The sequence below is a fragment of the Alcaligenes sp. HNGD-HTN06 genome, from assembly GCF_049932565.1.
GTDB classification, from domain to species: domain Bacteria; phylum Pseudomonadota; class Gammaproteobacteria; order Burkholderiales; family Burkholderiaceae_B; genus Alcaligenes; species Alcaligenes ammonioxydans.
Window position 1 is genome coordinate 556,669 of record NZ_CP187782.1, and the last position, 10,931, is coordinate 567,599.

The following is a 10,931-nucleotide window of genomic DNA, read 5'->3' on the forward strand; positions in this document are numbered from 1 at the left end:
GAAAGCATTATGAGCTCTGCATTTGAACAGGCGAGCCAGCAGTTGCGTAATCAGCCTAAAACCTGGTTGGTGACGGGCTGTGCCGGCTTTATCGGTTCCAATCTTTTGGAAGCGTTGCTGAACCTGGATCAACAGGTCGTAGGGCTGGACAACTTCGCGACTGGCCATCAATACAATCTGGACGAAGTGCGCGATCAGGTTGGTGCCGAGCGCTGGGCCCGTTTCCGCTTTATCGAAGGTGATATCCGCAATCTGGACACCTGCCGACAGGCCGTCAAGGGCGTGGATTATGTGCTGCATCAGGCCGCCCTGGGCTCAGTGCCTCGCTCTTTGAACGATCCATTGACCTCTAATGAGGTCAATGTGAGCGGCGCCTTGAACATGATGGTGGCAGCGCGTGACGAGCAGGTCGGCGCTTTTGTCTATGCGGCCTCCAGTTCCACCTATGGCGACCATCCCGGTTTGCCCAAGGTGGAAGATACCATCGGACGCCCCTTGTCTCCGTACGCGGTCACCAAGTTCGTGAACGAGTTGTACGCAGACGTGTTTGCCCGTGCTTATGGCTTTTCCAGCGTGGGCCTGCGTTATTTCAACGTGTTTGGTAAACGTCAGGACCCCAATGGCGCATACGCGGCCGTGATTCCCAAATGGGTATCGGCCATGATCCAGAACCAGGACGTGCAAATCAATGGTGATGGTCAGACCAGCCGCGATTTCTGTTTCATTGATAATGTGATCCAGATGAATATCCTGGCCGCTGTGCATCAAAAGCCCCGCACGGCCGAGGTCTACAACGTGGCACTGAATGCCCGAACCAGCCTGAACGAGCTGTTCGGGTATCTGCAGCAGACCTTGAGCCGCAACGGGATCAACTACACCAAGCAGCCTGTTTATGCGGACTTTCGTGCCGGGGATGTACTGCATTCGCAAGCGGATATCTCTAAAGCTCGCACTGAACTGGGCTACGAGCCGACTCACACAATTTTGCAGGGCCTGAATGTTGCCATGCCCTGGTATGTGGCGTTTCTGAGTTGATTTGGACCGGCCTGAAAGCACGTCTGTCTAGTCTGCATGACGACCATCGTCGCATCGCCCTGGGGGCGATGCGGGTGGCGTTTTTTCTATTGCTAGGCAAGGCGGCGGGCGCTTTCAAGGAAATGGCCGTGGCGTATCGCTATGGTGTGAGCGATGTCGTCGATGCCTATCAATTCACGATGGTCATGGCCAACTGGCTGCCCGTCACCATTGTCGGTTCCATGTCGGTTGTGTTGATTCCCGTTCTGGTGCGCCTGCATCGCCTGGAACCGGCTGCGCGCAGCCGCTTTTTAGGGGAACTCAAGGCCTGGTGCATCGTGCTTGGCTGTGTGCTGGGCGCACTGATCTGGATCAGCTGGCCCTGGGTGCTGAAATGGACTGGGCAGGGCTTGAGTCCCGCGGTTCATGAAATGAGTCAGGAGCTGCTGTTTGCCTTTGCGCCAGCGGCTGTGCTGACCCTGATGATAGGTTTGAGCGCCGCTCGTCTGCGCGCTCATGAGCGCCACATCAATACCTTGCTCGATAGCGTTCCGGCCTTTGTCATACTCATCTGGGTGCTGGCGGCAGGGGCCAATGCGGGCATTGGTCCGCTGCTGTGGGGCACCTTGCTGGGCCTGACTATTCAGGCGCTATGGTTGATGGTCCTGGCCTCACGGGCCGATCAGATCTGGGCGCGCCCCAGTATCAGCTTGCGTGCCGAGCAATGGCCCGATCTGCTCAAGGCGGCCACCATCATGCTGGTAGGGCAGGTGGCCATGAGTTTTGTCGGTCCGATCGACCAATATACGGCTGCCAATCTGGGTGCCAATGCCAACGCCACGTTGGGCTATGCCACGCGTTTGCTGGCGCTGGTGCTGGGGGTGGGGGCCGCGTCGGTAGGCCGTGCCGCCTTGCCGGTACTGGCAGATGTCCAGAGCCGGGGAGATCAGGCCCGTGCCCGCTCCATGGCCTTGAAGTGGTCAGTCATGATGTTGCTGGCTGGTGCGGGAGCAGCGGCCATTGGTGTCTTGCTGGCTCCCTGGGGCGTGGCGCTGCTGTTTGAGCGCGGCGCCTTCACGGCGCAGGATACGGCCACGGTCGCCCAGGTGTTTCGGTGGGGGCTGGTGCAACTGCCTTTTTATTTTGGGGTGCTGATTTTGGTGCAGTTGCTGGCCAGTCAGAACCGTTATAAATCCATGGCAATCATTGCCGTGATCAATTTTCTGGTGAAAGCGGCCTTGAATCCGGTGCTGGCGGCACGCATGGGTCCTTCGGGAATCATGCTGGCGACCAGTCTGATGTACGCGGCCTCTTTTACGTGTTATTTCATTTTGGCCTTAAAGCCAGCCAGCGCAACGGCGTCTGGTTCGCAGGAATAGGAAAACGTGCACAGTCATTCGGTAGTTCGCCCTCATATCATGTTGCTGATCCACTCTTTGGGTGGGGGCGGGGCGGAACGTGTTGCAGTCGATTTGAGCGCAGCCTGGGTGGCGCGTGGCTATCGAGTGTCCCTGGTGACGCAGGCCGGTTGTGACCAAGACGCATATACCGTGGCGCAAGGAGTGGAGCGTCATGTTCTGGGGACGGCAGGCAACAGCCGGGGCCGTCTGGATGCCTTGTGGAAAAACTGGCGTCGTGTCAGCCGCTTGCGTGCTTTGTTGCGAAAAACCAAGCCCGATGTCGTTCTTGGCATGATGACCACCTCCTCTGTGCTGGCTATCTCGGCCGCCAAAGGCCTGCCCTGCAAAGTGATTGCAACCGAGCATACCCACCCACCGTCTCAATCGTTGTCGCCTTTCTGGCAGAAAGCCCGCTTACGTACTTATCCGCAGGCACACGCCGTTATTGCCTTGACCGCCGGCACCGCAGACTGGCTGCGTGAGCATGTCCCTGGCAGTCAGGTACACGTGATTCCCAATGCAGTGCGCTGGCCCATGGACAGTGCCGAGCCTTTGGTGCCGGTTCCCGCCTTGCCAGATGGGCGCAAGCGCCTGCTGGCGGTGGGCCGCTTGCACCCGGTCAAGGGTTTTGACACCCTGATCGAGTCCTTTGCCATGCTATCGAACTATTTCCCCGACTGGGATCTGGTGATTCTGGGCGAAGGCGAGCAGCGGGGGGCGCTGGAGGCGCGGATCCAGGAGCTGGAACTGCAGGAGCGGATTCAGCTCCCGGGGCGTGTTGGCAATATGGCGGACTGGTACGAACAGTCGGATCTGTATGTGCTCAGTTCCCGGATGGAGGGCTTGTCCAACAGCCTGCTGGAGGCGATGGCCAGTGGCCTGACCGCGGTGGCTTTCGATTGTGATACCGGACCTCGTGAGATTATTCGCGCCAATATTGATGGTGTGTTGGTGCGCCCGGTTGAGGATATCGAGGCTTTGGCGGCGCATTTGTCCGACCTGATGGCCAATGAGGACAAGCGCCAGCGCCTGGCGCGTCGAGCCACCGATGTGCGTGACCGTTTTTCCTCGGCCCGCGTTCTGGCGCTATGGCAGCAAGTGTTGGAACAGTGCCTGCGTCGGACTTAAAATGGCGCTTTGCGTCGTGTCGGTAGACTCTCGCTATCCGGTCGATGAGCCCACGGAGGCCCAGTGAATATTCTGTTTTTCGTCAGCTCCCTGAACGCAGGCGGCGCCGAGCGTGTCGCCTCTACCTTGGCGAATGCCTGGGGCTTGCGAGGTGACCAGGTGACCCTGGTGCCAACCTACAGCGGGGGAGGCACTGCTTTTTACCCAATCGATTCCAGGGTGGAGGTGGTGTGGCTGGCCCATCGCATGCGCGGCAGCTGGCTGCCCAAACCCCTGGCCAAGCTGCGTGCCATGCGCAAGCTGGTGCATGAAAAGCAGCCTGACGTGATCGTTTCTTTTCTGACCAATGTGAATATCAATGTGTTGCTGGGGCTGGGCAAGATGGGCGTTCCCATTGTGGTGGGCGAGCGTACCAATCCGGCCTTCAGCAGCAGTGCCGGCAAGCTTTTGCAAGGCCTGCGTCGTCGTCTGTATCCCCAAGCCCAGGTGGTTACCGTCCAGACCCGTGCCAGTGTCGCAGCGTTTCAGGCCATGGTGCCGGGCATGAAACAGGTCATGGTTGTACCCAACCCCTTGCCCCAGGCGCTGGATGCGGTACAACGCGAGGTGCGGGTGGAGGAAAACCGGCATTGCACCTTGATGGCCATGGGCCGTTTGGTCCCCTCTAAACGCTTTGACGTGCTGATTCGCGTGTTTGCAGGACTGGCTGCCGATTACCCGGAGTGGAAACTGAAGATCTGGGGCGATGGCCCGCAGCGTGCACAGTTGGCACAGCAGATCGCCCTGTGCGGGGCGAGCGACCGGATTGAGCTGGCTGGCAAAACGGCCCAGCCCTGGCAGGAGATGGCGCGCTCCCATGCCTTTGTCATGACTTCGGAAGTGGAAGGTTTCCCGAACGTACTGCTGGAAGCCATGGCGATGGGCTTGCCTGCCGTCACGGTGGACTGTCCCAGTGGCCCGCGCGAGATCAGTTCCGATGGCAAAGATGCCTTGCTGGTGCCGGTTGGGGACGAAGGCGCCTTGACTGCTGCCTTGGCCGAGCTGATGGGGGATGGCGTTTTTCGGGGTGTGCTGGGGCGTCGCGCTGCGGCCGCGGTGCGCCAGCGTTATGAATTAGAGCAGGTTTTGCTTAACTGGGACCAGGTCTTTCAGGCCGCCCGTGGCGGTATAAAAGAGGGAGCCAAAGCATGAGTGCAGTGCAACCAGCGTCGTTGAGTCAGGAAGCGGATGAGGACAAGGCAGGAAAAACAAGGCCCGCCTTGCGGGTCGTGCATATTATTGCCGGGCTGGGGCAGGGGGGAGCGGAAACGGTTCTGTTTCGTCTGGTGACGGCCCCCGGGCAGGACACTGAACATATTGTGATCTCGTTGGGTGACGAAGATGTTTTTGGGCCGCAGCTACGTGCGGCCAATATTCCTCTGTATTGCCTGCACATGCAGTCACCCCTGGGTTTTCTGAAAGGGCTGGGGGCATTGACGCGGGTGCTGCGCGAGGTGCAGCCCGATGTTGTGCAAACCTGGATGTACCACTCTGATCTGATTGGCGGCGCGGCAGCGCGTCTGGTGGGCATTCCGGCGGTTTCCTGGGGCATTCGCAACTCGGGGGCCAACTTGTATCAGGGCAGCCCGAAAGCGCGCCTGGTGGCCTGGTTGTGTGCCCGCCTGTCGCGCCTGATTCCCAATCTGATTGTGTCTTGCGCCGAGAACGCGGCCCGACGTCACAAGCAATGGGGGTATCGCGCCGACATCATGAAGGTGATTCCCAATGGCTACGATTTGAGCCGCTGGCATCCCGATCAGCAGGCACGCGAAGCAGTGCGTCAAGAGCTGGGCCTGTCGCTGGATACGCCCGTCATAGGCAGTGTGGCCCGCTGGAATCCCTTGAAGGATCACCCCAATTTGCTGGCGGCCTTGGCTCGCAGCCTGCACCGGCATCCCACTTTGCGTTGCTTGCTGATTGGTGATGGCATGGACAGCAGCAACGAGACCTTGATGCGTTTGCTGGATCAACATCAATTGCGTGACAGTGTCATTTTGATGGGGCGTCGCAGCGATGTGCCTCGTCTGATGAATGCCTTGGACGTGCATGTCTTGTCCAGTTCGGCAGAAGGTTTCCCCAACGTGGTGTGCGAGGCCATGGCTGCCGGTGTGTCCAACGTGGTCACTGATGTGGGCGATGCGGCCCTGATCGTGGGCAATGAGGGGTGGATCGTGCCGCCCAGCAATGCCGAGGCGCTGGCCGGCGCCATCAACAGCGCCGTCGATGAGCTGGGTGCGCCATCCTGGCAGGCGCGGCATGAGCATGCCCGTGAACGGGTGGCCCGTCTGTTTTCCCTGGAAGGCATGGTCAAGAATTACACGCAGGCCTGGAAGACCTTGACGGCCCAGCATCCACCCAAACGCAAGCGCAGCCGTCAGGCCCTCAGTGTGTTGACCGATGAGTCGGGTAACAAAACCCGCATGCTGATGTTTGTGGTGAATAATCCGGCTTTTTTCCTGTCGCACCGTTTGCCCTTGGCGCAAGCTGCGCAGCGTGAAGGGTACGATGTGCATGTCTCTACCATGGACGGCCCTGCTGTTGCCGACATTGAGCGCCACGGCTTGCAGCATCATGCACTGCCCATGACGCGCAGCGGGACCAATCCCTTACAGGAGTTGCAAACCATCTGGGCCTTGTGGCGCCTGTTCCGACGGGAGCGCCCCGAACTGGTTCATGCCGTCACCATCAAACCTGTTTTGTATGGCGGCATTGCGGCGCGGCTGGCTGGCGTGCCCGGTTTCTTGGCCGCCGTGTCCGGTCTGGGGTATGTGTTTACTCAACGCGAGAAGTCCTTTGACCCCGTGCGCTGGATTGCTTTGCTGCTCTATCGTATTGCCTTGGGGCATCCCAACAGCCGTGTGATTTTCCAAAACAGCAATGATCGTGATGTGCTGCTGAACGATCGCGTGGTCAAACGCGACCAATGCATCCTGATTCGTGGCTCCGGAGTGGACCTGAACGAATTTCAGGCTGTGCCCGAGCCGCCGGGCCCGCCCGTCGCCTTGATGGTGTCTCGCCTGCTGGTGGACAAAGGGGTGCGAGAGTTCGTGGAGGCGGCCCGCATCAGCGCCGCTCAAGGCAGCCCGGTTAAGTGGGTGTTGGCCGGGAGCCCCGACCCGGGTAATCCGGCCAGCATCAGCGATCAGGAGTGGCAAGGCTGGCAGCAACAAGGCCTGGTGCAGTGTCTGGGGGAACGGCGCGATATTGCGCAGCTTTACGCCCAATCGCATATTGCTGTGCTGCCGTCTTACCGTGAGGGCTTGCCCAAATCCCTGGTGGAAGCCGCTGCCTGCGGACGGGCGGTGGTCACAACCGATGTGCCCGGTTGCCGCGATGCGATCGAGCCAGGAGTCACTGGCGTGCTGGTGCCGGTGCGAAATGCACAGGCATTGGCAGAAGCCGTGATGGAACTGGGTGAGGATACGGTCAAGCGACAGGCGATGGGCGTTGAAAGTCGGCGCCTGGCGCAAGAGGCATTTGATATAGACCGGATCAGTCAGGCCCATCTGGATCTGTACCAGTCTTTGAGCCGATAAGGTGTTGACCGCCTTGGTTCAAGACCAAGGTAGACAAAACGGGCTGAACGGTCGTTGAAGTCTTGGATTCACAACCAAGTCATCGCAGACAGTTCAGCCCGTTTTTTTAGATTGCTAGAGCCTGGAGCAGGGCTACTGGACGCTAGTGAATCAACGCGACTTTAGAAAGGCAATGCCGCATCCGGCTTCAAGGCCAGCAGTGCCGCCCGGAACTCCCCTTGAATCCGATCGAGCGCGTCTTGGGACTGGGCCTCGAAACGCAGCACAATCACGGGCGTGGTATTGGAGGCGCGAGCCAGACCGAAGCCATCGGGATACTCGGCACGCACGCCATCAATGGTGTTGAGCTGATTGGCGCTTGGGAAACGCCCTTCTTTTTGGAGCCGGGCAATCAGGGCATGGGGCTCACCCTCGGCCAGTGGCAGTTTCAGTTCGGGTGTCGACAAGTCCTGGGGCAAGGCTTCCAGTTCGGCCGTGGGGTTGGCTGTGCGCGAGAGAATCGCCAGCAGGCGTGCACCGGTGTACAGGCCGTCGTCAAAGCCATACCAGGCTTCCTTGAAGAAAACGTGGCCGCTCATCTCGCCAGCCAGGGGGGCGCCCGTCTCGGCCAGCTTGGCCTTGATCAGGGAATGACCGGTCTGCCACATCAAGGGTTGGCCGCCCGCCTTGGCAATTTCCAGAGCGACATGGCGGCTGCATTTCACGTCAAAAATGATGGTGGAGCCAGGTTCGCGTTGCAAAATATCGCGTGCATACAGAATCAGTTGACGGTCTGGCCAGATGATCTGGCCCGAGCGCGTCACTACGCCCAGGCGGTCGGCATCACCGTCAAAGGCCAGGCCCACTTCACAGTCCGTGTTTTGTACATGCGCGATCAGGTCTTGCAGATTGTGCGGCTCGGCCGGGTCAGGGTGGTGGTTGGGGAAGCTGCCATCCACCTCCTCAAACAGCATGTCGACCTCGCAGCCCAGGGCCTTGAACAGCCGGGCGGCAACGACGCCGCCCACGCCATTGCCACAGTCCAGGGCGATCTTCATCGGGCGCGCCAGGGTGACGCGCTCGGCGATCGTGCGCACGTACTGGTCCAGCATATCTTTCTTCTGGCCTGTACCGGGTTGAGGCGCTGGCTGGGCGCCGGCCTGCATGCGTTGCATCAGGCCCTGGATGTCCTGCCCGTGCAGGGTCTTGCCGGCCATCATCATCTTGAACCCGTTGTAATTGGATGGGTTATGGCTGCCGGTAATGGCAACCCCCGAGCCTGTTTCCAAGACATTGGCGGCAAAGTAAACGACCGGGGTGGGTACCATCCCCAGGTCCACGGTGTTGACACCTCCTGCCTGGATGCCTTTTTGCAGGGCCTGGGACAGGGAAGGGCTGCTATGGCGGCCATCGTAGCCCACGACCAGGGTTTGAACGTCTTGTTCACGGGCACTGGCGGCCAGTGCCAGGCCCAATTGATAGGCGAAGTCTGGGTTCAGTTGTTCGGGAACCGTGCCTCGAATATCGTAGGCCTTGAAAACAGCAGTCGGTAGGGCAGGAAGCTGGGTCACGTCGTGTCCTGAGTGGATAAGTAAAGAATGTAGTTTAGCGTGAATGCCCCCCGCTTTCGTGAGTTACCATTAAGAGCTGTAGCGCGACAGCAAGAGCGCCCGACTGTTTTTCTTGAGTGGCTTGGGTCATGACTTTTCTAAACGAACTTGAACAGCGTATTGGTCAGCAACATGTGCTGACAGGACAATCCATGCAGCAGTACCTGGAGGATTGGCGAGGACGCTATACCGGCACTGCGGTGGCGGTTGCCCGACCTGCAACGACGCAGGAAGTGGCCCAGGTCGTGCGCCTCTGTGCTGAACATCGTGTGCCTATTGTTCCGCAGGGCGGCAATACGGGTCTGTGTGGCGGCGCGACGCCGGATAACACGGCCACCGCACTGGTATTGTCCCTGGAGCGTTTGAACAAAATTCGCAGCGTGGATACCGAGAACGACACCATGGTGGTGGAGGCGGGCTGCATTTTGCAGAATGTGCAGCAGGCCGCCCGCGACCATCAGCGCCTGTTTCCCTTGAGCCTGGCCGCCGAAGGCAGTTGCACCATTGGTGGCAATCTGGCCACCAATGCGGGCGGCACGCAGGTTCTGCGTTACGGCAACGCGCGTGATCTGACGCTGGGCCTGGAAGTGGTGACCGCCCAGGGCGAAATCTTGCACGGTCTGCACGGCCTGCGCAAAGACAATACCGGTTACGACCTACGTAATCTATTCATTGGCAGTGAAGGGACGCTGGGCATCATCACGGCAGCCACCATCAAGCTTTATCCCCAACCTGTTGCTGCCTGCACCGCCTTGCTGGCGCTGGACACCATTGAGGATGCAGTACACGTTCTGGCCTTGGCACGCCAGGGTCTGGCAGCCTCCCTGACCGGTTTTGAGTTGATTGCGGGCAATTGTCTGCAAGCGGTGCTGCATTGCTATCCCGATCAACGCATGCCGTTTCAGGGGCCGGCGGCCCAGGCAGCCTGGTATGCCCTGCTGGAGCTGTCTGATAGCGAAAGCCTGGAGCATGCGCGCGAGCGCTTTGAAAGCGTGATCGGGCAGGCCCTGGAGCAGGAGCTGGTACAGGATGCGGTCATTGCGGAGACCATTGCGCAGAGCAAGGCGCTGTGGCATTTGCGTGAGAGCATTCCGCTGGCCGAGAAAGCCTATGGGAAAAGCATCAAGCATGATGTTTCCATTCCCGTCTCCCTGATGGCTCAATTTGTGCATGAGACGGACCAGGCCTTGCAGGACGCTTTTCCAGGCTTGGAAAACGTGACTTTCGGACACCTGGGCGATGGCAATTTACATTACAACGTGGCACGTGGAACGGCTTTTACGGAAGAAGAGCTGTTAAAGCGCCAGGACGAAATCTATACCCTGGTCCACGATAGCGTCCATCGTTTTCAGGGCTCCATCAGTGCCGAGCACGGCGTAGGTCAACTCAAGCGTCAGCTTTTGCCCCGCTATAAAGACCCGGTGGCGTTGAGTCTGATGAAACAAATCAAGCTGGCGCTGGACCCCTTGGGGATTATGAACCCCGGTAAGGTCTTGCCTGACTGATTGACGTGGTGGCTGGATGCTTTTTCGCCCTTATATCCTCGGTAGTGCGGTCTTTTTCCTTGTTTTGGGAGTTCTGGCCTCGGTCACCATGGGCTCGGCAACGGACTTGTCCTTAAGCGCCTTTTTCTTCGATCCTCAGCTGCGGGACTTCCCCTGGCGATTGCAGCCGTTTGTGGATTTGTTCGGTCGCAAGCTGGTGTGGTTCGTGCCCTTTGGCGGGGCAGTCATCGCTGCGGTTGTGGCCTGGCGCTTACCCAGGGGCTCTTGCCGGCAGTTGGCCTGGGCAGGGGCCGCTTTCTACATGGGCAGCGGCCCCTTGCTAATAGGCGTATTGAAGCATCTGACCGCCATGCCAAGGCCTTTTAATCTGGCCCTGTTCGGTGGCACGGAATCAATGCCTGATTATTTCTGGGCCCATTCCTGGGCCCAGGCAGGTAACGCCCTGCCCAGCGCCCATGCTGCATCCGGCTTTGTGCTGCTCTCCCTGTTTTTTGTGGGTGTCATGATAGGCTGCCGCAAACTGACTGCCGGAGGATTTGTTCTGGGACTGGGCGCGGGCCTGTTGTTTGGCTTTTTACGCATCATGCAGGGTTATCATTTTCTCAGTCAGGTACTGGCCTCCGGCGCAGTACTGGGCCTGTATGGTTGCGTTCTGTTTTATCTTTTATGGACCTGGGCCAGACACAAACCGTTGGAATCTTGATGGTTTGATCCATGCTA

General features: G+C 59.2%; 8 protein-coding genes and 1 pseudogene. 8 read left to right on the forward strand and 1 reads right to left on the reverse strand.

Going from position 1 to position 10,931, the window contains the following annotated elements:
• The first annotated feature begins 9 nt into the window (after nucleotides 1-9).
• From ACOZ42_RS02560 to ACOZ42_RS02585, 6 genes and pseudogenes are all read left to right on the forward strand, one after another.
• Entirely contained in the window at nucleotides 10-1,035 is a 1,026-nt protein-coding gene (locus ACOZ42_RS02560; protein WP_336579838.1) for an SDR family oxidoreductase, read from the forward strand.
• Nucleotides 1,032-2,393, forward strand: coding sequence for a murein biosynthesis integral membrane protein MurJ (gene murJ / locus ACOZ42_RS02565; protein ID WP_003803848.1), 1,362 nt, complete (start codon nucleotides 1,032-1,034; stop codon nucleotides 2,391-2,393). The genes ACOZ42_RS02560 and murJ overlap by 4 nt, the downstream gene beginning before the upstream one ends.
• Before the next feature lie 39 nt (nucleotides 2,394-2,432).
• Nucleotides 2,433-3,542 carry a glycosyltransferase family 4 protein gene (locus ACOZ42_RS02570; protein ID WP_039943882.1) on the forward strand — a complete coding sequence of 370 codons (1,110 nt, stop codon included), beginning with the start codon at nucleotides 2,433-2,435 and terminating at the stop codon, nucleotides 3,540-3,542.
• Between the two features lie 63 nt (nucleotides 3,543-3,605).
• A complete protein-coding gene (locus tag ACOZ42_RS02575; RefSeq protein WP_059318632.1) occupies nucleotides 3,606-4,733 on the forward strand; it encodes a glycosyltransferase family 4 protein in 1,128 nt (375 codons plus the stop codon).
• Nucleotides 4,730-5,746 (forward strand): annotated as a pseudogene (locus ACOZ42_RS02580) (glycosyltransferase); the annotation flags it as partial. The gene ACOZ42_RS02575 and the pseudogene ACOZ42_RS02580, both read left to right, overlap by 4 nt.
• 255 nt (nucleotides 5,747-6,001) lie before the next feature.
• Nucleotides 6,002-7,117, forward strand: coding sequence for a glycosyltransferase family 4 protein (locus ACOZ42_RS02585; protein ID WP_426345828.1), 1,116 nt, complete (start codon nucleotides 6,002-6,004; stop codon nucleotides 7,115-7,117).
• A gap of 161 nt (nucleotides 7,118-7,278) precedes the next feature.
• Here ACOZ42_RS02585 and ACOZ42_RS02590 read toward each other — a convergent pair whose 3' ends face one another.
• The gene (locus ACOZ42_RS02590; protein ID WP_059318633.1) at nucleotides 7,279-8,667 is read right to left on the reverse strand and encodes a phosphomannomutase/phosphoglucomutase; all 1,389 of its coding nucleotides are present in this window, start codon (nucleotides 8,665-8,667) and stop codon (nucleotides 7,279-7,281) included.
• A 128-nt stretch (nucleotides 8,668-8,795) separates the two neighbouring features.
• On the opposite strand from ACOZ42_RS02590, the gene ACOZ42_RS02595 reads away from it, so the two are divergent.
• Nucleotides 8,796-10,211 (forward strand): FAD-binding oxidoreductase, encoded by a 1,416-nt coding sequence (locus tag ACOZ42_RS02595; RefSeq protein WP_059318634.1) that lies wholly within the window; start codon nucleotides 8,796-8,798, stop codon nucleotides 10,209-10,211.
• 16 nt (nucleotides 10,212-10,227) lie between these two features.
• Complete coding sequence (locus ACOZ42_RS02600; RefSeq protein ID WP_415302149.1) at nucleotides 10,228-10,914, forward strand: phosphatase PAP2 family protein; 687 nt, start codon at nucleotides 10,228-10,230, stop codon at nucleotides 10,912-10,914.
• Nucleotides 10,915-10,931 lie beyond the last annotated feature (17 nt).

Excerpts from the sequence above, each read along its gene's own strand:
- ACOZ42_RS02560 (WP_336579838.1), top strand. The coding sequence starts at position 10 with ATGAGCTCTGCATTTGAACAGGCGAGCCAGCAGTTGCGTAATCAGCCT.
- ACOZ42_RS02570 (WP_039943882.1), top strand. The coding sequence starts at position 2,433 with ATGTTGCTGATCCACTCTTTGGGTGGGGGCGGGGCGGAACGTGTTGCA.
- ACOZ42_RS02585 (WP_426345828.1), top strand. The coding sequence starts at position 6,002 with ATGCTGATGTTTGTGGTGAATAATCCGGCTTTTTTCCTGTCGCACCGT.
- ACOZ42_RS02595 (WP_059318634.1), top strand. The coding sequence starts at position 8,796 with ATGACTTTTCTAAACGAACTTGAACAGCGTATTGGTCAGCAACATGTG.
- ACOZ42_RS02600 (WP_415302149.1), top strand. The coding sequence starts at position 10,228 with ATGCTTTTTCGCCCTTATATCCTCGGTAGTGCGGTCTTTTTCCTTGTT.